Genomic DNA, 19,949 nt, shown 5'->3' on the forward strand with positions numbered 1-19,949 from the left:
GAGGCCCCAACTCTGTGCAAGAGCTGGGGCTAGGCTGGGAAGGGCGGGCAAGCGCCTCGATTGTACTGGTCGCACCCGCAACGCAACGCTCACATATCGTCGCCGCCACGAGAGGATTCGAATGCCGCGTTGCTGGACGTTCTGAGACTTGACGGGCGATTCTGGTCATGCCCAAGGGTTGGCAGGAACTGCACCAGCGCCTGGGCGTGGATGAGGCGACGGTGCACAGCGAGGCCGAGCACCGTCATGCATGACTCTGAGGATCAGTTACCCGCAAGGGCCAGCGCTTGCGGCAGACGTTTGAGCATGGCATCGCGGGAGCGGATGCCGGCCGAGGTCGGCTCGAGCTTGTTGTCCTGCAGCAGGTTGGCAAACACGTAGGTCTTGTCACCCTTCTTCGCCCAGCCGACAAACCAGCCATAGGCGTGCGCCTGGTCCCACGTGCCATCGGGCGACGTATTGCCCGGGCCCGGTGCGCCCGTGCCGGTCTTGCCCTGCACGACCACGCCGCCGGGCAGGCGCCAGGACTCGACCACGCGATCAACCATCTCGTATGTGTGCGCCGACACCGGCAACTGCCGGCTGACGATCTTGCGCATGAAGCCGATCTGCTCCTCGGGCGAGATCTTCAGCGACGAGGTGATCCACGAGCGGTCCAGGCTGTTGTTCTTCCCTGGGTCGCCGCTCACATCCATGTTGCCGTAGTCGAACTTGCGCACGTACGACTGAAGCGTCGGCGCGCCCATCTCATGCGTAATGCGCTGCGAGTACCAGACCACCGAATACTTGAGCCACAGCGTGGGGTCGACCGGCTTGTGCCAGGCCTCGCCGCCCCAGTCGGGGTCACCGGGCTTGAAGTGCTCGACTGGCGCGTGCTCATCTTTCAGGAACCCGTGGTCATAGCCCATCAGCGCCAGCGCAATCTTGAAGGTGGACGCGGGCGTCACGCGCTCGGCGCACTCCCCTTCTTGCAGGACGGGCTTGCCGGTGGCGGCATCGGCAACGATCGTGCAGATCGGCCGGGCGTGCGCAAACGTGGCACAAGTGGCAAGCGCGGCCAGTAGAACGCCGGTAGCGGCGTGGCGGAGTTTCATCATCAATCAACCTCGTGGGTGGGGGGAAATTGCAGAGACTGTGAACTGCGCGGCAGCGTAACAGCGCGGTTGTCGCTTTGCGGACTGCCATGCGCGTAACGGCTGTAACGCTCGCAGGTGCCCGGCACCGATTCCCGCCCGCTCAACAAGGGCTTGCAAATTTTCCGGCGGTCTGTAAAATGCGCCGCTCACCTAGCCCAGGTGGCGGAATTGGTAGACGCACTAGTTTCAGGTACTAGCGGGTAACTCCGTGGAGGTTCGAGTCCTCTCCTGGGCACCAGATACAAGCAAAAGGCCCGCATCGCTGCGGGCCTTTTGCTGTTTGGCGCCAGCCGATCACCAGCCGTGAAATCGCCCCCAAGTCTCCACCTCACCGCGCCGCGAAACCGCGTGGTACTCCGGAAACTGCGCCCCCGTGGCGCACGCGTGGTTGGGCAGGATGCGCAGCCGGGTGCCGATCGGAAAACGCGCTGCAAGGTCTTCGCTCGCAACGCCGTCGCTGGCGGCCAAGATGCCGTGCTCCTGGTTCGCGCCAATCAGCACGAGTCCATCGAACGGCGTGCCATCGAGCGCGCATGGCTGCCCGTAGCCATAGTCATGCGCCTGCTTGGCGGTGCCACGGTCTCGGCTCATCGCCATCCAGCCGGCATCGACGATCACCCAACCCTTGTCAGGCTGATGGCCGATCACCGTGGTTAACACGCTCAGGGCGATCTCGTCCATCGCGCACACGCCCACGTTGTGCATAACCAGATCGAAGAAGACGTAAACGCCTGCGCGCACCTCGGTCACACCGTCGAGGTGCGCTGTCGCCAACGCGGTCGGCGTGGACCCGACGCTGACGGCCGCGCACGCGATGCCCGCTTCGCGCAGGCGCTGTGCCGCACGCACGCAACCGGCCCGCTCCTGCTCGGCCAGCGCGGCAAGGGCCGCATGGTTGCTCAGGTCATAGCTGGAGCCGGCGTGCGTCATCACACCGCCCACGTCAATGCCGCCTGCCTGCAGGATGCGGCCGACTTCCAGCAGCGCGTCCTGCTCGGGCGTGATGCCGGAGCGGTGGCCATCGGTATCGACTCCGATCCACACTTCGCAGCGCTCGCCTTGTGTGCGGCGGTAATCGACCACAGCGGTGGCGGCTTCCACGTTATCCACCACGAGCTTCAGGTCACAGCCTTTGCGGCGCAACGCCATCGCGCGCGGCAGCTTGGCGGCAACGATGCCCACTGCATACAGGATGTCGCGAACGCCGGCGGCAAAGAACGCCTCGGCCTCCTTCAACGTCGACACGGTAATGCCCTGCGCACCGGCCGCCAATTGCGCGCGCACGACATCGAGGCACTTGGTGGTCTTTACGTGCGGGCGGAACTTCACACCCAGCACGTTCATGCGGTGCTGCATGCGTGCGATGTTGTGCTGCATGCGAGGCAAGTCGATCAGTGCAGCGGGCGTGTCCAGCGTACCGAGGGTGTCAAGGGTGTCGGGAGTCATGACGGTTTCCGGTTTCATGCGATGAAGCGGCTGGCCCACGGCACAAGCCCATCCAGCGTCGGCGATTCGATCTCGGGCGGCTGGGCACCCTCGACCAGGGCGAGGCCGATGCGGTTGTGCCAGTACGTGCGCAGGCCAACGGCGGCCGTGCCGAACATGTCGTAGCTGGAGCCGGCAACAAAGGCGGCATCGGCACGCGCCACGCCGAGCTGCTCGAGCGCCATGCGATACGGCTTTGGATCGGGCTTGTATATGCCCGCCCGTTCCGCCGTGATGACGGCATCCCATGTGATGGGAAACCGCTCGGCAGCCTGCCGGCCCAAGCGCTCCGAGCAGTTGGTGACGACGGCCAGCTTGCAGTGCGGCTGCAACTGCCGCAATTGCGTGAGGGCTTCAATGGCGCCGCTCCAGGGCGCGAGCTGCGGCCAATCGGCCTCCAGCGCTTCGGGTGCGGAATCGGGCAAACCCACGTTCCTTGCCGCCTGCCGCACCAGCGTCTCGTAGGGGACATAGGTGCCGCAGCCGTAGGTCAGCCGCAGATACTCTGCCCGCCACGTGCGGCCTGCCCGCTGCGAGCCCGCTGCACGGTCCCACAGCGACCAAGAATCCAGCAGCGCGGTCAGCAGATCGAAGAGGACGGCCTTCGGAGAGGCCGGTGAGGAAGGAGAAGAGGTCACGCTTTTCACCTGCAATCGGTGTGAATCGATGCAGCCGATTGTAGGCAGTGCGGGCCGGCTTTCGGTGAAGCCGATTTGACTCAGAGATTCAGTCTGGCTACATCATGCGCGCCACGGCGGCTGTGGCCTGAAGTGCGCCTGCAGCACCTGCATGAAGCGGCGCGTGCGCTGCGGCAGGCCCGCCCGGCCGTGTGTGAGTGCAATCACGTTGGCGTCGGGCGACTTCCAGCTTGGCAGCAACCGCACCAGCCGTCCGGAGCGCAGGTCATCGGCGACGTCCCATTCAGAGCGCAGGATCACGCCGCGCCCCTCGCACGCCCAACGACGGATCACGTCGCCGTCATTGCAACTGAGCTGGGAGGGCACGCGCACGCTGCGGCTTGTCCGCCCCTTGCTGAAATGCCAGAGCGACACGTCCTCGCGGTTCTCGCGCAGCACGATGCACGGCAGCGCGGCAAGATCGTCCGGCGTCTCGGGCATGCCGAAGCGCTTGACGAAGGCCGGCGACGCGCAGACCAGGCGCGCATTCGGCGCAATCGCATGGCCGACGAGGTTGGATGCCTGCAATGCGCCGATATGCACGACCACGTCGAAACGGTCGGCCGCTTCGATCAACGGCGCATCGGAAAGCGTCAATTGGATGTCGACGTCGGGATGTGCCTGCTGGAAGTCGCCGATCATCGGGGCCACGTAGCGCCGGCCAAACCCCAGCGGCGCGTTGACCTTGAGCGTGCCAACCACGCCGCCGCGGCGCGTCTGCAGATCCTCAGTCAGCGCATCAAGCTGCCGGATCAGTTCCGCGCCGCGCTCGCACAGCAACGTGCCCTCTTGCGTAAAGCGCAGGCTGCGCGCCGTGCGGTCGACCAGCCGCGTGCCCAACTTCTTCTCAAGCTGCTGCAGACGCCGCGACACCGCCGAGGGCGTCAAGCCCAGCACCCGCGCCGTGGCCACGAGGCTGCCGTTCTGCTGGATGCTCAGCAGGAAGCGCAGGTCGGCGGAGTCGGTCATGGGCTTACTTGCCCGCGAAGCGGTCTGTCGCGGCGACGAGCTGATCGAGGATGCCGGGCTCGGTCCATGCGTGGCCGGCGCCTTCGATCAGGTGGAAGGACGCATCGGGCCACGCCTGGTGCAGCGCATAGGCGTAACGCACGGGGCACGGCATGTCGTAGCGGCCGTGCACGATCACCCCGGGAATGCCGGCCAGCCGATGCGCCTCGCGCAGCAATTGGCCCTCTTCCAGCCAGCACTGATGCGTGAAGTAATGGTTCTCCAGCCGCGCGAAGGCCAGCGCGAAATGGTCGTCCGCGTGCTTGGCGCTGTTGTTCGGATCAGGTAGCAGGGTGATGGTCTCGCCTTCCCACACGCTCCAGGCGCGGGCGGCTTCGATCTGCTTGGCCGTGTCGTCGCCGGTGAGCACCTTGCGGTAGGCCGCGATCATGTCGCCGCGCTCGGCCTCGGGGATGGGCGCCTGGAAGCGGTCCCATTTCTCGGGGAACATCTCCGACACGCCGTATTGGTAATACCAGCGCAGCTCCGCCTGCGAGACGGTGTAGACGCCGCGCAGCACCAGCTCGCTCACATGCTCGGGGTACTTCTGCGCATAGGCCAGTGCCAGCGTCGAACCCCACGAGCCACCGAACACGAGCCAGCGCTGGGCGCCGGCCAGCACGCGCAAACGCTCGATATCGGCCACCAGATGCCACGTGGTGTTGGCTTCCAGCCCCGCATGCGGCGTCGAGCGCCCGCAGCCGCGCTGGTCGAACAGCATCACGTCGTAGCGCGCCGGGTCGAACAGGCGGCGGTGGTCGGGCGAGATGCCACCGCCCGGCCCGCCGTGGAGGAACACTGCCGGCTTGGCGCCACGCGTGCCGACGCGCTCGTAGTAGATCGTGTGGCCGTCGCCCACGTCGAGCATGCCGGTTTCGTAGGGTTCGATGGGCGGATAGAGGGTGCGCAGTTCAGACATGGTCGGTCCTGTCGATACGTTGCAAATTGGGTGCGCTGATTCTACAGAGAGGATCATGCTTGCGCATATTTTTGAACGACGTATAAAATTGCACGTCGCTCACAAATCAGCGAACCCATCATGCCGTCAATCCCGATGCCCATCGAAACCGGCCGCCGCGAGCGCAAGCGCACCCAGACGCTGGATCACCTGGCCGCCACGGCCTTTGCCCTGTTTGAACAACACGGCTACGACGCGGTGACGATGGAGCAGATTGCCGCACAGGCCGACGTCTCCAAGGGCACGCTGTACAACCATTTCCCGGTCAAGGAAGCGCTGCTGGCCCACCAGTTCCATACCGAGCTGGCGGCCGGTGGCGCGCAACTGCGCCCGCGCATCGAGTCACAGCCCGATTTCTCGTCGCGCCTGTCGGTGCTGCTCTCGGCGTCGGCCGACTGGTGCAACGTGCGCCGCCCCTACCTTGCCCCCTACTTCCGCTACCGCTTCGCCAGCGCCGACCTGGCCGCGCGCGAGCGCGACGCAGACAAGCGCAGCGGGCTTGAAGCGGTGTTCACGGCGCTCATCGGAACGGCCCAGCAGTCTGGCGAACTCGACACGCGGCTCGACGCCGAGCACCTCGCGGGGTTGTTCGAATACCTCTACCTCGGTGCCTTGATGCGCTGGCTTGCGCGCCCGGAGGTGGATCTGCACGAGGCCTTCGCCGCCATCATCAACGTGTTCCTGCACGGCGTCGGCCGCAAGGAGGCGTAATGCAGCCCCTCATACTCGATTGGCCGGCCGCGTCAGCAGCCGGTGCGACGGTGGCCGGCGGCAAGGGATGGCAGCTCGGCCGGCTGGCAACGCTGGGCGTACCAGTGCCCGAGGGTTTCGTGCTGGCCGCTCAGGCCAGCCGCGAACGCACGCCGGGCGATGCCGCGCCGGACGCCGTGCTGGCCGCGCTCTCGCAAGCCCTGGCCGCACGCGGTTGGCAGAACACGCCGCTGGCGGTGCGCTCGTCGGCGCCGCAAGAGGATTCCGCACAGCGCTCCTTCGCGGGCATCCACGAAACGCGCCTGAACGTCGTCGGGCCGCGGGCGGTAGCCGACGCTGTGCAAGCCGTATGGGATTCCGCACACACGCCGCAGGCCAGGGCCTACCGTGAGCGCTTCGGCATCGACGGCACAGATCTGGCCATGGCCGTTGTCATCATGCCAATGCTGCCGGCAGTGGCTGCTGGCATCGCCTTCACATGCGATCCGCAGAACGGCCGGGATGACCAGATCGTCATCAACGCGCACTGGGGTCTGGGCGAAGCGCTGGTGGGCGGACAGGCCGATGGCGATACGTTCCTGCTGGAAGTCTCGCCCGAGAACGATGCGTTGCACGTGTTCGAACGCCGCATCGGCAAGAAGACTCGCATGACGCGTGCGCTGCCCGAAGGCGGCACGACGCTCGCCGATACCGCTGCTGAAGATGCGTGCCGTGCCGTGCTGGACGACGCGCAGCTCGTCGCCCTCGCCACGCTGGCCCGCGACACGGCGCGCGCACTCGATTTTGCCCAGCCGCGCTACGACCTGGAATGGGTCTGGGACGGCCAGCGCTTCTGGATCGTGCAGGCGCGCCCCGTCACCACACGTGGCCGGCATACGTACGCCGCCCTCAAAACGCAGCCCGGGTTCTGGTCGCGCGGCAACACGCGCGAGGTGTTTCCAGCGCCGCTGTCGCCCATTGACTGGGCGCTCTACGGCCACGCCGCCAACCGCATGCTCACGCTCGCCTACGGGCTGGCGGGGTATCCGGTGCTGCCGGGACTGGACCGCGCCGCGCTGTTTGGCGGCCGCCTCTATCTCGATGTCTCGTTGATGCAGTGGGAGGCATTCGACGCGTTCGGCATCGCGCCGCGCGCCATCAACAGCATGCTGGGTGGTACGCAGCCGGAGATTGCGCTGCCGCCGGTCACGTGGTCGCAGCGCCTGGCACGCGGCGCGCGCCTCGTGCGCTATCTGCTCCACGCTGGCACCACGCGCCGCCATGCGCAGAGCGACCTCAACCGCGCGCGCAGGCACGCCGCGCAATGGCGAGAAGAACCCTGGCCCGAAGATGCCGCAGCGCTGGCCGCTTGCCTGCGCGAGCGCTTCGCCACCGTGCGCGCCGCCGACAGCCTGTTCTTCCTGCAGGGCTCGGCGGGCGGCTCCGTCTCGGGCCTGATCGACGTGATCGAGAAACAGTGCCCGGGCGAGGGCCACGCGCTTGCCGCAGCGCTCATGGCCGGCGCGGAGCCCAGCGTGACGGCGCAGCAGAGTTACGACCTGATAGCACTGGCGCAAACCGCTGCGGCGGATGCCGAGGCACTCGCCTGGCTGCGCAGTGGCACACGCGCCAGCGCGCAATGGGCGCTGCAACTGCCTGCGCACAGCCCATTCCGCCAGCAGTTCGGTGCGTTCCTGGAGCACTACGGCCATCGCGCAATTGAAGAGAGCTATTTCCACAACCCGCGCTGGCGCGAGCAGCCTGACTATCTGCTCGACCTGGTCGTCGGGCTGATGGGTAGCGATGCACAAGCCGTGCGGCAACGACAACAGGCTGCGTCTCAACAGGCATGGCAGCGCTTACCGTTCTGGCTGCGCCCGATCGTGCGGGCGATGCTCAAGAACGCCGTGCGTGACAGCAACCAGCGCGAGGCGGCACGCAGTGCGCTGGTGGCCTACCTGGAGGCACTGCGCATCGGCCTGCTGAAGCTCGCCGGTCAACTGGGCGGTCCCGAAGGGCTCGATGTGCCCGCAGACATCTTCAACCTGACACTAAACGAATGCGCGGATGCGGCCACCGGCAAGTTGCCGCTGCACTTTGCCGCACGGCGGGCACGCGCGCGCCGGCAACAGCTCGAACGCTGGGCTGCCGAGCACGAGCCGGACATCGTCACCGAACACGGCGAAGCACCCGCCCCGTTCGCTGCCCCCATCACGTCGGGCAGCGATACCTGGACCGGCACCGCCGTTGGTGCAGGCGCGGCGCAAGGACAGGCCCGACTGGTGAACCACGCCGCCGCCGGCACTGCACTGCAAGCCGGCGACGTGCTGGTCGCCCCGAGCACCGACCCCGCGTGGACGCCGCTGTTCCTGAAGGCCGGCGCGCTGGTCATGGAAACCGGTGGCTACCTCTCGCACGGCGCCATCGTGGCGCGCGAGTTTGGCATTCCGGCGGTGGTGAATGTGCCCGGCATCCGCGCCCGGTTGAAGGATGGCGAGATGCTCCGCGTGGATGGCGATGCGGGTACGGTCGCGCGGGTATCGGCCTGAATGCCGATGTCGATTGCGGCGGCCGGCTGCCGGCCTACGCGTCGTAGGCGGGTTCCTGGCCCGTGACGGGAACTGCGGCCCGGGAAGCCTCAAGCGTCAGTCCGGGCACCGCTTGCAGATGCGCCTCCAGCAGCGCCAGGAACACGCGCGTCCTTGACGGAATCGGCCGTGCAGCGGGAATCAGCGCATGCAAGTCGAAACCGGGGACGGTGTAGTCCGGCAGGACCCGCGTCAAACGACCCGCCGCCAACGCATCGGCGCACACCGGCTCCTGCAGCACGCCGATGCCGGCGCCGCTCTGCAGCAGTTCGTGCACCGGCCGCCAGTGGCTCACGCTCATGGCCACGCTGATCGGCACCGAGATGCGCGATTGCCGCCGCGCATCGATCAGCGGCAACTGGCCATCACCAAACAGCCCGAGCACCCGGATAAACGGATGTGCGACGAGCGCATGGGGCGTGTCCGGTGCTTCGTGGCGAGCGAGATAGCTTGGCGCCGCCACCAGCACACGGCGCACATGGCCCAGCCGGCGCGCAATGAAATTGCCCTCACCGGGCTGCCCCAGGCGCAGCGAGATGTCCACGCCTTCGGTCACGGGGTCGACCACGCGGTCGTTCAGGATCAGGTCGATCCGCAATTGCGGCTGTTGTTCACGCAAACGCTGCAGCAACACAGGCAGCGCCACTTCGCCCAGCCCCTGCGGCACGGCGATGCGCAACACACCACGCAGCGCCTGCTGGTCAGGTGAGACGGCAGCACAAGCGTCTTCGGCCGCCTCGATCACCCGCTTGCACCGCTCGTAGAAGAGGCTGCCTTCTTCGGTACAGGACACCGCGCGCGTGCTGCGTCGAAGCAGCGACACGCCAAGCTGGCGCTCGAGCTGCTGAATGCGCTCGCTGACGGCAGGCTGGCCGATCCCAAGGTCGCGCGCGGCGGCCGACAAGCTGCCGCGCTCGACCACGCGCACGAAGATCCGCATGGCGGCTAAGAGGTCCATGCGCCGCATCGTAGCAGCATCCGTTATCGGCTGAGCCGATAAGTGTCATCAGGAACGCAGGCCTACCGAAGCAGCGGGTGCGGCGGCTACGCTGGCCGCCATCGTTCATCCGCCACGCGCACTGCATATGACTTCACTCAACCTCAAGCGGCTCGGCTCCTGCTTGTTTGCCATCGCCATCGACGCCATGGGCTTCGGTTTGGTGTACCCGATGATGTCGGCCATCTTCGGCGATCCGCAGGCCGGCCTGTTGTCTCCTCACGCCAGCGCGCACCTGCGCAACTTCTATCTGGGCCTGGGCTACGGTGTCTATCCGCTCTGCATGTTCTTCGGCTCGTCGCTGATGGGGGAACTGTCTGACGGCTACGGGCGCCGGAAAATCCTGCTGCTGTGCGTCTTCGGCTTGTCGCTCAGCTACTTCCTGATGGCAGTCGGCGTGCTCGGATCGAGCGTGGCACTGCTGCTGCTCGGCCGCGGCCTGAGCGGCCTGATGGCCGGCTGCCAGGGCATCGCGCAAGCCGCCATCACCGACATGAGCACGCCCGAGAACAAGGCCTTCAATATGAGCATCATGTCGCTCGCGTTCAGCGCCGGCGTGATTGTCGGCCCCGTGCTCGGAGGCATCGCCTCGGACCGGCAGATCGCACCGATCTTCGGGTACGAAACCCCGTTCCTGCTGGTCGGTACGCTATCGCTAATGTGCGGCGTCTGGATGTGGGTGTCGTATCGGGATACCGCTACCCCCACGGGCAAGCGCCAGATGGACGTACTGCTGCCGCTGCGCGTCATGCATCAGGCGGTCAGGCACAAGGCGGTTGCGTTCCTGTCCGTGGTCTTCTTCCTGATGCAGATCGGCTACGGCCTCTACCTGCAGACGATCATGCTGCTGCTCCAGACCAACTTCCACTACAGCAGCGCGCAGCTCGGCCTGTTCAGCGGGGCGATCGGCGTGTGCTTCGTCTTTGGCCTGCTGTGCGTGGTACGCCTCATGCTGCGCGTATGGAGTGTCATCGATATCGCCAAGACGGGTCTGCTGGTTGCCGGCGTTGCGCAGATCCTGTCCGGTCTGTTGCCCTATGAGGGCCTGCTTTGGGCGCTGGCCGCGCTCGTCGGCTGCTTCGACATGGTTGCCTACACGACGATGTACACCGCGTTCTCCGACGCCGTGAGCGAAAACCGGCAAGGCTGGGCGTTGGGCGTCGCTGGGTCGGTCATGGCCGTGGCGTGGGTGGTCACGGGCTTGCTGACCAATCTGCTGCCGGTGCTCGGCGAAACCGGCCTGCTGCTGGCCGGCGGAATCAGCTTCCTGCTCAGCTTCATGCTGATGCGGGCGTACGGCCGCTCACGCGCCATCGCACCGGCCGATACCGGCACGGACTCGCAAGCGTCCGGGTTGGCCGGCTGAGCGTACCCATTTCTGCGCATCCATTGCTGCGTACCTATTTCTGCGTGCCGTTTGTAGGTACCGACGGCGTCGGACGTTGCGCTTCGTCCCGTGTATCTTCTCGCGCATCTTGCTGATTCCGCGCCAGCGCGCGCGCATACACCGACGGCGCACCTGCCGCGTGCGCCGTCACATAGCCGGTGATGCACGCCAGCATGAGCGGCAGCACCACCTGGTACGACAGGGTCATCTCGAAGATCATCAGGATCGACATGAGCGGCGCGTGCGTGGTGGCCGCCAGCAACGCGCCCATGCCCACCACTGCGTAGCTGATGGGTACCGGCGCCGCGCCGGGCAGCAGCGCGTGCATGCCGGTGCCGTACAGCAGCCCCAGCGCCGCGCCGCAGAACAGTGTGGGCGTGAACACGCCGCCCACCGCGCCTGAACCTGCGCTGGCCGCCGTCGCCGCCACCTTGCAAATCAGCACCAGCGCCACGGTCTGCCACAGCCACGGCTCGTGCAGGAAGCCGTTGACGACGCTGTAGCCGTTGCCCCAGACCTCGGGCACGCGCGTCGACAACGCACCGACGATCAGCCCGCCCAATGCCAGCCGCAACGTCAGCGGCAATTTCGTGCGTGCAAAGGCATCGCGCGCGCGGTCGATCAGCCCTAGCAGCAGCGGCCCCACCATCCCCGCCGCCAGACCGAGCCCGAGATACGTCAGCACCTCCCAACCCGACACGAAATCGAAGTGCGGCATTTCATAGACCGCGCCGTACCCGAAGAACTGGCGCAGCACGATGTCGGCGGTGACAGCCGCCACCAGCAGCGGCCCCAGCGTGGCCGTGGTGATGACACCGAAGACGATCTCGCAGACGAAGATGGCGCCGGAAATGGGCGCGTTGTAGGCGGAGGTGATGCCGGCCGCCGCGCCGCACGCGACCAGCAGGCGCAACTGCTCCACCGAGACCGGCGTCACGTGCCGCAGCACACGCCCCAGCAACGAGCCGCACATCGCCGCCAGTTGCACCATCGGACCTTCACGCCCGATAGACGCGCCGCTGGCCACCGAGCACAGCGACGACGCACTGCGCACCAGACTCTGCCGCGCGCTCAGCACGCCGTCGCCCACCGCAATGGCTTCCATGTAGTCTTCGGAGCCCTTGCGCGGAAACCACTTCAGCCCGAACTGCAGCGTCAGCCCGGCCAACACGCCGCCGAGTGTCGGCACCAGCAAGCGCGCCCACCACGGCAGCGCGCGCGCCGTGGCCACCAGACCCTGGTCGGTGCCCGAGAGCCACCATTGCAACTGACGCAAGCATTCACGGAACAGGATCGTCGACAAGGCCCCCGCGCAGCCGATCAGCCCGGCATAGACAAACACCAGATGCTCGTGCCCGAACGGCAATCGTGCGGCCACACGCTGCCACCAGGCAGGGCGCGGCGACGGATTGGGCGATGGTGGCGTGGGCGTATCGGTCATGACGGTCCCATGGACGGCAGACCGTCATGATAGCGGGCAGGCGACTGGGCCGTTTTACGTTGATGCGCTCACCGCCCCGTCGGCAAACCACGCCTCGGGCAACCCGGTAACACGCCGGTTCGGGCCCCAGGCGATCACGCGCGCCTCAGCGAGGTTTTCCATCACAAACGGATCGCGCGCGACGATGGCATCGATCTCGTCGCGGGAGCCTGCACGCGCCAGGATGCCTCCGCCCTCCCGCGGGAAGAACGGCCCGGACATCAGGAAGTGTCCGCTGGCGTAGTGGGCTTCCAGGTGCGCGCGATGGGCGGGCAGCACGCGGTCCATCTCAGACAACGGGGCGCGATAGGTGAAAAGAATCAGGTACAGCATGGAACCAACTCCTTCTACAGGGTGAGCGGGGTGCCGTGAAACGGCATTGCGCAAGACGCCTTCCCCTTGCCGAACGTCTCGCAGAAATGGGTACGCTCAAGGTCGCAGCAACAGTGCGCCCGTGGTGTGGCCGGCCTCCAGCGCCGCGTGGGCGGCTGCCGCATCCTCCAGCGCATAGGTGCCGCCCATCGGCACGCGCACGCCATCGAGCATGCGTTGCAGCGCCGCCTGCGCACCGGCGCGATAGCGCGACAGATCGGCCATGTAGCGGAACACGCCCGGTCGCGCCAGCGCGATGGAACGCGACGGCCCGAGCGCCGCAAAATCGATGGTGTCCGCTTGCGTATTGCCGACGTCGCCAGCCTGGCCGATGCTCGCCACCATGCCGAATGGCCGCGTCACCGAAAGGGACGTCTTCAGCATCGGGCCGCCAATGCCATCGATGACGTAGTCGACGCCCTCGCCTTCCGTCAGTTGCAGCACGGCTTCGCGCACGTCTTGCTGGCGATACAGCACGACGTGATCCGCGCCGTGACCGAGCGCAATGGCTGCCTTGGCCTCGCTGCCCACCGTGCCGATCACACGCGCACCCAGGCGCTTGGCCCACTGCACCAGCAGCACACCGAGGCCGCCGGCCGCCGCGTGCACGAGCACCGTGTCGCCAGCATGAACCTGCCGTACCCGCGACAGCAGCATGTGCGCAGTGATGCCGCGCATCAGCGTGGCGGCGACGGTCTCATCGTCCAGCGCATCCGGCAGGGCGATGGCCCGCTCGGCGAGAACGTTGCGGTGGCTGGCATAACCACCGGGCGCGCCGTCCATCAACCCTGCCCAGGCCACGCGCTGGCCGACCACGAAGCCGCGCACATCCGAGCCCACGGCTTCCACCACCCCGACGCCCTCCACTCCCAGCACGGCTGGAAATGCCGGCACCGGATACAGCCCGGCACGGTGATACACGTCGACAAAGTTCACGCCGATGGCGGTGTGGCGCACCGTCAGCGCATTGGGCGCGGGCGGCGGCAGCATCAGGCTGGCGGGTTGCAAACCCAATGCCGGACCGGGTTCGCGGAGTTGGATCACCTTGGTATGCATGGCAAATGTCCTCGCAGAAATAGGTACGCTTTTCGGTTTCGTGGTGCGATGCACTGCAATCGCCACGTTGTGAAACAAGCGTATTCCGTTCAGAATCGCCCGGGAATTCGTAAAAACTGAGCATCTTCTGTGCAAAAAAACCCAGTTCGGCCCAGACAAATACCCGCGCGCGCATTGGCACGCGCGGCTGCAGCCGAACCTTCTTCTTCCTTGCAGTGGGATGACGTGCGCTACTTCCTTGTGCTGGCGCGCGAAGGCAGCCTGTCGGCCGCAGCGCGGCGGCTGGCGGTGGAACACACCACAGTGGCGCGGCGAGCCGACGCGCTGGAGCAGTCGCTCGGCGTGCGGCTGTTCGACCGCCTGCCGCGCGGCTGGCGTCTGACAGCCGAGGGCAGTGCGCTGGCCGAGCGCGCTGAGCGCATGGAACAGGAGGCTGCCGGCTTCGCGCGCGCAGCGGCGGGTGCGGGCAGCCTGCGCGGGACGGTGCGCATCTCGGCGCCGCCCACCATCGCAAGCCACTTCATCGCGCCGCACCTGGCCGCACTGCGCCGCCAATGGCCTGGGATCAGCCTGGTCCTGCTGGGCGAGACGCGCAATGCCAACCTGGTGGCGCACGAGGCCGATCTCGCCATCCGGCTGTCACGCCCGACCGTGTCCACGCTGGCCACGCGGCCGCTCGGTGATCTCGGCTATGGCCTTTATGCGACGCCCGAGGTGCTGGCGCGGCCCGAGGCGGAATGGGAGTTCATCGGCTATGACGAGCGCCTGCGCCACGTGCCGCAGCAGCGCTGGCTCGACGAATACGCGGGCGAGCGCCACGTGGTCCTGCGCTGCAGCGATCTATCGGCGATACACCAGGCGGCACTGGCCGGGCTGGGCGTGGCGGCGCTGCCGCACTTCCTCGGCGCGTCCGCAGAAATGGGTACGCTTTTGCGCCGGCTACCCGTGGATGATCCCGCGTTGCACCGGGAAATCTGGCTGGTGATCCATCCGGACGTGCGGCGCTCGCCGCGCGTGCGGGCCGTGGCCGACGCATTGATCGCGCTGTTCGACGCACAGCGCCACGTGTTGGCGGGGATTTGAGCGTACGCAGAAACGGGTACGCTTTTGGATGGAAATGAACCGCAAACCCAATGGATATGCGGCTCTTGCGCCTCGGCAATATTGCATGCCGAGGCGCGTTCGGAACACTCAGCCGCCCAGGTAGGCTTCGAGCACGCGCGGATTGCCCAGCAGGTTTTTACCGCTGTCAGCCAGCACGATCTCGCCGGTCTCCAGCACATAGCCGTGCTGCGCGATCTTCAACGCCTGACGCACGTTCTGTTCGACCAGGAAGATCGTCAGACCCTCGGCGTTGATGGTGCGCAGGATGCGGAAGATCTCCTGCACGATGATCGGCGCGAGACCCATCGACGGTTCATCCAGCAGGAGCACGCGCGGGCGAGCCATCAACGCGCGGCCGATGGCAAGCATCTGCTGCTCACCGCCCGAGAGGTTGCCCGCCAGACCGTCGATGCGCTCCTTCAGGCGCGGGAACAGGTGGAACACCCGCTCCAGGTCGGAGGCGATCTGGCCCTTGTCCTTGCGCGTATAGGCACCCAGCTCCAGGTTTTCGCGCACCGTCATCGTGGTGAGCGTGGCGCGCCCTTCGGCCACCTGCACGATGCCGCGTTCCACACGCTTGTGGGCAGACCACTGCGTGACGTCTTCGCCGTCGAACAGGATCTGGCCGCGCACATCACCCTGCGACTTCGGGATCAGGCCCGACAGCGCCAGCAGCGTGGTCGATTTGCCCGCACCGTTTGCGCCCACCAGCGAGGTGATCTCGCCGGCCTTGAGCGCAAAGTCGATGCCCTTGACGGCCGCGATGTGTCCGTACGACACCTCCAGCCCTTTGACTTCCAGCAACATGGTCATGCCGTCTCCTTCTGCGCGGCATTGCCGTTCGCTTCATCGTCATCATCGCGGCCCAGGTACGCCTCGATGACCTGCGGGTCGTTGCGGATCGCCTCGGGCGGCCCTTCTGCGATGATGCGGCCGAAGTTGAGCACCGCAATGCGTTCGCACAAGCCCATCACGAAACGCATGTCGTGCTCGATCATGAAGATCGTGTAGCCGCGCGCCTTGATGTTCTCGATTTCGGCCATCAGGTCGACTTTCTCGCCGGTGTTCATGCCGGCGACGGGCTCGTCGAGCAGCAGCAGCTTGGGCTCGGTGGCCAGCGCCCGCGCGAGTTCGAGCTTGCGCTGGTCACCGTACGAGAGGTTGTCGGCAATGTCATGCGCCTTGTGGTCGAGCTTGACCCACGAGAGCAGCTCCAGCGCACGGTCGCGCGCACGGCGCTCGGCAGCGCGGTACTTGGGCAGCGAGAGCAGCAGGCCCGGCGCGCCGTAGTCCAGATGCCGATGCATGCCGACCACGACGTTTTCCAGCAGCGTCATCTCCTTGAAGATGCGGATGTTCTGGAACGTGCGCGCAATGCCCATCTGCGTGATCTGGTGCGGCTTCTTGCCGACGAGGTTCTCGCCGTTGAACGTGAGCGTGCCGCCGGTGGGCGCCAGCAGGCCGGTGATCAGATTGAACACCGTCGTCTTGCCGGCGCCGTTCGGGCCGATCAGACCGAAGATGCAGCCTTGCGGCACTTCAATGTTGACGTCCTGCAAGACCGAGAGGCCGCCAAAGCGCTTGGAAATGGAGGTGAGTTTCAGCATGGCGGCCTCAGTGCGATTCGTTGGAAGCAGCCCGGGTGTCGCCCGTGCCGGGCATGGTGCCACCGCGCTCGATGCCGAACCAGCGCGCGAACCGCGCCGGATCCCAGATGCCCTTGGGCAGGAACAACACGATCACCATCAGGATCACGCCGTTGACGACCAGGCGGAAATCCTTGAATGCACGCAGCAGCTCGGGCAGCAGCGACAGGATCAGGCTGCCGAGCACCGGACCCGTCAGCCCGTTGGTGCCGCCCAGAATCGTCATCGTGAGAATTTCCACGCCGCGGTCAAAGCCAAATTCGTTCGGGCCGATGAAGAAGGTCAGATGTGCATTGAGCGCCCCAGCCAGCCCGGCAATGGCCGCACCCAGCGTAAACGCCAGCAGCTTGGTACCGGCCACGTTGATGCCCATGAGGCCTGCGGCGGTTTCGTCTTCCTTGATGGCCTCGAAAGCGCGGCCAACCTTCGACCGCCGCATGCGCGCCAGCACGAACAGCGTGGCCAACACAGCCAGCGCCACGTGCCACCACTCGGTCAGCTGCGGAATGCCGTTCAGGCCCAGCGCGCCGCCGGTCCAGTTCTCGGTGTTCAGGATCAGCACACGTACGACTTCGCCAAAACCGAGCGTAGCCATGGCCAGATACACGCCGGAAAGACGTAGCGTCGGCCGACCGATGACAATGGCCACCACGGCCGGTGCCACCATGCCTCCCAGCAGGGCCACCGAAAACGGCATCTCGGCGTTCATCGTCAGCAGCGCCGCCGTATACGCGCCGATGCCCATAAAGGCCGCATTTGCCATCGCCAGCAGGCCGCACGACAGCGTGAGATAAATGGACAGCGCCAGCAGCGCATTGATGCCCAGCGTGAGCACCAGGTTGCTGTAGACCGACCAGAAGTTGTGGAACCATTCCATGTCGGTCTCCTTATGCCTTGCGTTCCAGCACCTTGCCGAACAGCCCTTGCGGCCGCACCAGCAGGATCAGGAACAGCAGGCCGAACGCCACCGCATCGCGCATGGTCGAGCCGATGTAGGCCACCGACAGCACCTCGGCAAACCCGAGGAACAGACCGCCCAGCATTGCGCCGCGAATATCGCCCAGGCCGCCCAGGATGATGACTGCGATGCCCTTGTGCAGCATCGGCTGGCCCATCAGCGGGAACACGGCGTTGGAGTACAGGCCGATCAGCACGCCCGACAACCCGCCCAGCGCGGCGGCCGCAAACGAGGTCAGCAGGAACAGCCCTTCGACATTGATGCCGAGCAGCGCCGCCGCCTTGGGCGACTCTGCAATCGCGCGCAGCGCACGGCCGAGTTGCGTGCGCTTGAGCAGCAGCATGAGCGCGCCCATCAGCACGAACGACAGCACGATGATGCCCAGCTCGAGCGGCGTGAGATGAATGCCGCCCAGATCCAGGGAGGCATCCGACACGAGACCCGCCGGAAAGCGCAGGTTCTCCGCCCCGAACACGCCCTGCATGGCGTTGTTGATCGCAATGCCTGCACCGATGGTCCCGATCATCGGGATCAGGTGCGGCGCGTTGCGGCGGCGCAGCGGGCGCAGCAGCAGCACATCGATGATGAGCCCGGCCACGCCGCTCACGACAAAGCCGACGGCCAGCGCCGCCCACAGTGGCAGTTCAAAGTGGAGGACGACCTGCAGCGCCGCATAGGCACCCAGCATGAAGACCGCGCCGTGCGACAGGTTGATCACGCCCAGGATGCCGAAAACCAGCGTGAACCCCAGCGCGAACAACGCATACACGCAGCCGAGCGACAGCGCATTGACGAGTTGCTGTTCCAGCATGATGAATCAGAGTGAGGTGCGGCCGAATGTGACCAAAGCAGTCACCAAGCAGCCGCAAAAAAAGCGATGGGGCGTAGGTTTAGCTACGCCCCGCCTGTCTCGTTCAAAGGGTTTCAACGAGAACCGAAGATTACTTCTCGATCGTGTACTTGCCGTTCTTGGTCACGCTCACGATCGGCGTCTGCACGGCGTCGTAGCCGGCCGGCTTGCCGCGTGCCGTCACCTGGCGAAACGCAAACGCGCCGGTCGCCCCAACGTGCTTGACTGCCGGCAGCGCATCGCGGATCGCCTTGCGATCGGCTTCGAGGTTGCCGCTGAACTTGACCGTCTTCAGCGCCTTGCTCGCGATGTACATCGCGTCATACGCCTGCGCCGCGAACTGGTCCGGCGCTGCCTTGTACTTGGCGGTGTAGGCAGTGATGAACTTGCTGTTCTCGGCCGCGTGATTCTCGATCGACCACGGACTGCCCACCCACAGGTTGTCGGACTTGTCCTTGGCAAGATCGAAGATCTTGACCGAGTTCATGCCGTTGCCGCCGATGATCGGCACGTTCAGGCCGAGCTGGCGCGCCTGCACCATGATCGGACCACCTTCGGCAATCAGCGCCGACAGCACGATCGCATCCGGATTCGTCGCCTTGATCTTGGTGAGCTGTGCCTTGAAGTCGACGTCGCCCTTGGCGAACGTTTCGGTGGTCGTGACCGGGATCTTCAGGTCTTCGAGCGCCTTCTTGAAGTTGTCGTAGCCGCTCTTGGTGAAGACGTCGTCGTTGCCATACAGCACGGCCACCTTCTTCACGCCAGCCTTCTTCACAACGGTCTGGATGGTGGCCGGCAGCACGTCGGCTTCAGTCACGGAATTGCGGAAGACGTGGTCGCCAATGCTGGTGATACCGTCAGCGGTGTTGGAAGTGCCGAACACGACGGTCTTGGCACCCTGGGCGATCGGATCAGCCGCTTGCGCCGAGTTGGACAGCGTGGGCCCGAACACCATCGCCACCTTGTCCTGGAAGATCAGCTTCTTGAAGACGTTGATGGCTTCTTCCTTCTTGCCTTGCTCGTCTTCGATCACCAGCGCGATCTTGCTGCCGTTGATGCCACCTGCAGCGTTGATCTCGTCAGCAGCCAGCTGGAAGCCGTTGCGGATGGCCACGCCGTACTGGGCAGCGCCGCCCGACAGCGCTTCGGCCACACCGATCTTGATGTCCTGGGCCGCGAAGCTCGTGCCCGTTGCGATTGCCGCCCCCGCAGCCACTGCCGTCAACAGCAGCCGTTTGATCATTTTTTTCATGCGAACCTGCTCCTTGTTTGTCCGTCGCGATTGCTTGAATGCGATTCGTCTCGAAGATGCGCTGGCCCAACACCGTCGCTCCCCCCGCATGCGCCCTGCATCGCGTCCGGACGCTCGCCTGCCGGGTTTCGCGCCACGCAGACAAGCAACGTTGGCGAAACGGCGGAAGACCTGCCGGGCGAGCGATGCCGGATCGGACATGCGTGCACCGGGAGTGCGTCGGAGTGTGAAGCGAAGGCGCCATGGGTACAGCGCTCTTGTGCGACGCGCCGGGATGGCCGGCACGTGCAGTCAGTCGCGGGACT

Annotated in this window: 18 protein-coding genes and 1 tRNA gene; 5 read left to right on the forward strand and 14 right to left on the reverse strand. The window is 66.0% G+C overall.

Features of this window, described 5'->3' with window-relative positions; genetic code table 11:
- Positions 1-263 precede the first annotated feature (263 nt).
- Entirely contained in the window at positions 264-1,097 is an 834-nt protein-coding gene (gene blaOXA / locus B4F51_RS03830) for a class D beta-lactamase (protein ID WP_296223762.1), read from the reverse strand.
- 192 nt (positions 1,098-1,289) lie between these two features.
- Here blaOXA and B4F51_RS03835 point away from each other — a divergent pair.
- Positions 1,290-1,374 (forward strand) — tRNA-Leu (locus B4F51_RS03835).
- Positions 1,375-1,430: 56 nt separating this feature from the next.
- Here the strand turns inward: B4F51_RS03835 and B4F51_RS03840 are convergent.
- The 4 genes from B4F51_RS03840 to pip form a co-directional block, all read right to left on the reverse strand.
- The gene (locus tag B4F51_RS03840; RefSeq protein ID WP_296223763.1) at positions 1,431-2,582 is read right to left on the reverse strand and encodes a DSD1 family PLP-dependent enzyme; all 1,152 of its coding nucleotides are present in this window, start codon (positions 2,580-2,582) and stop codon (positions 1,431-1,433) included.
- Between the two features lie 14 nt (positions 2,583-2,596).
- Positions 2,597-3,259, reverse strand: a complete 663-nt coding sequence (locus tag B4F51_RS03845; RefSeq protein WP_296223764.1) for an HAD-IA family hydrolase — start codon at positions 3,257-3,259, stop codon at positions 2,597-2,599.
- Positions 3,260-3,361: 102 nt separating this feature from the next.
- On the reverse strand, positions 3,362-4,267 hold the full coding sequence (locus B4F51_RS03850) for a LysR family transcriptional regulator (protein WP_296223765.1): 906 nt from the start codon (positions 4,265-4,267) through the stop codon (positions 3,362-3,364).
- 4 nt (positions 4,268-4,271) lie between these two features.
- Positions 4,272-5,225 (reverse strand): prolyl aminopeptidase, encoded by a 954-nt coding sequence (pip, locus tag B4F51_RS03855; protein WP_296223766.1) that lies wholly within the window; start codon positions 5,223-5,225, stop codon positions 4,272-4,274.
- A 120-nt stretch (positions 5,226-5,345) separates the two neighbouring features.
- On the opposite strand from pip, the gene B4F51_RS03860 reads away from it, so the two are divergent.
- The gene (locus tag B4F51_RS03860) at positions 5,346-5,975 is read left to right on the forward strand and encodes a TetR/AcrR family transcriptional regulator (protein ID WP_296223767.1); all 630 of its coding nucleotides are present in this window, start codon (positions 5,346-5,348) and stop codon (positions 5,973-5,975) included.
- Positions 5,975-8,503: a PEP/pyruvate-binding domain-containing protein gene (locus B4F51_RS03865; protein WP_296223768.1), complete on the forward strand. Its 2,529-nt coding sequence runs from the start codon at positions 5,975-5,977 to the stop codon at positions 8,501-8,503. Before B4F51_RS03860 ends, B4F51_RS03865 begins: the two co-directional genes overlap by 1 nt.
- A 34-nt stretch (positions 8,504-8,537) precedes the next feature.
- Here B4F51_RS03865 and B4F51_RS03870 read toward each other — a convergent pair whose 3' ends face one another.
- The gene (locus B4F51_RS03870) at positions 8,538-9,500 is read right to left on the reverse strand and encodes a LysR family transcriptional regulator (protein ID WP_296223769.1); all 963 of its coding nucleotides are present in this window, start codon (positions 9,498-9,500) and stop codon (positions 8,538-8,540) included.
- A 127-nt stretch (positions 9,501-9,627) separates the two neighbouring features.
- On the opposite strand from B4F51_RS03870, the gene B4F51_RS03875 reads away from it, so the two are divergent.
- Positions 9,628-10,905 (forward strand): MFS transporter, encoded by a 1,278-nt coding sequence (locus B4F51_RS03875; RefSeq protein WP_296223770.1) that lies wholly within the window; start codon positions 9,628-9,630, stop codon positions 10,903-10,905.
- A 34-nt stretch (positions 10,906-10,939) separates the two neighbouring features.
- Here B4F51_RS03875 and B4F51_RS03880 read toward each other — a convergent pair whose 3' ends face one another.
- From B4F51_RS03880 to B4F51_RS03890, 3 genes are all read right to left on the reverse strand, one after another.
- Positions 10,940-12,367, reverse strand: coding sequence for a ClcB-like voltage-gated chloride channel protein (locus tag B4F51_RS03880; RefSeq protein WP_296223771.1), 1,428 nt, complete (start codon positions 12,365-12,367; stop codon positions 10,940-10,942).
- A gap of 54 nt (positions 12,368-12,421) precedes the next feature.
- Complete coding sequence (locus tag B4F51_RS03885; protein WP_296223772.1) at positions 12,422-12,739, reverse strand: YciI family protein; 318 nt, start codon at positions 12,737-12,739, stop codon at positions 12,422-12,424.
- Positions 12,740-12,835: 96 nt separating this feature from the next.
- Complete coding sequence (locus tag B4F51_RS03890; protein WP_296223773.1) at positions 12,836-13,834, reverse strand: quinone oxidoreductase family protein; 999 nt, start codon at positions 13,832-13,834, stop codon at positions 12,836-12,838.
- A 210-nt stretch (positions 13,835-14,044) separates the two neighbouring features.
- Here B4F51_RS03890 and B4F51_RS03895 point away from each other — a divergent pair, with 210 nt between their 5' ends.
- Positions 14,045-14,917, forward strand: coding sequence for a LysR family transcriptional regulator (locus B4F51_RS03895; RefSeq protein WP_296223774.1), 873 nt, complete (start codon positions 14,045-14,047; stop codon positions 14,915-14,917).
- A gap of 108 nt (positions 14,918-15,025) precedes the next feature.
- Here B4F51_RS03895 and B4F51_RS03900 read toward each other — a convergent pair whose 3' ends face one another.
- The 5 genes from B4F51_RS03900 to B4F51_RS03920 all read right to left on the reverse strand — a co-directional run bounded on the left by B4F51_RS03900 (position 15,026) and on the right by B4F51_RS03920 (position 19,644).
- On the reverse strand, positions 15,026-15,751 hold the full coding sequence (locus tag B4F51_RS03900) for an ABC transporter ATP-binding protein (protein WP_296223775.1): 726 nt from the start codon (positions 15,749-15,751) through the stop codon (positions 15,026-15,028).
- Positions 15,748-16,545 (reverse strand): ABC transporter ATP-binding protein, encoded by a 798-nt coding sequence (locus B4F51_RS03905; RefSeq protein ID WP_296223776.1) that lies wholly within the window; start codon positions 16,543-16,545, stop codon positions 15,748-15,750. Before B4F51_RS03905 ends, B4F51_RS03900 begins: the two co-directional genes overlap by 4 nt.
- Positions 16,546-16,552: 7 nt before the next feature.
- Complete coding sequence (locus B4F51_RS03910; RefSeq protein ID WP_296223777.1) at positions 16,553-17,461, reverse strand: branched-chain amino acid ABC transporter permease; 909 nt, start codon at positions 17,459-17,461, stop codon at positions 16,553-16,555.
- Between the two features lie 10 nt (positions 17,462-17,471).
- Positions 17,472-18,353 carry a branched-chain amino acid ABC transporter permease gene (locus B4F51_RS03915; RefSeq protein WP_296223778.1) on the reverse strand — a complete coding sequence of 294 codons (882 nt, stop codon included), beginning with the start codon at positions 18,351-18,353 and terminating at the stop codon, positions 17,472-17,474.
- A gap of 130 nt (positions 18,354-18,483) precedes the next feature.
- Positions 18,484-19,644 carry an ABC transporter substrate-binding protein gene (locus B4F51_RS03920; protein ID WP_296223779.1) on the reverse strand — a complete coding sequence of 387 codons (1,161 nt, stop codon included), beginning with the start codon at positions 19,642-19,644 and terminating at the stop codon, positions 18,484-18,486.
- Positions 19,645-19,949 lie beyond the last annotated feature (305 nt).

This window comes from Ralstonia sp. UBA689 (assembly GCF_002298975.1).
In the GTDB taxonomy this organism is placed as follows: domain Bacteria; phylum Pseudomonadota; class Gammaproteobacteria; order Burkholderiales; family Burkholderiaceae; genus Ralstonia.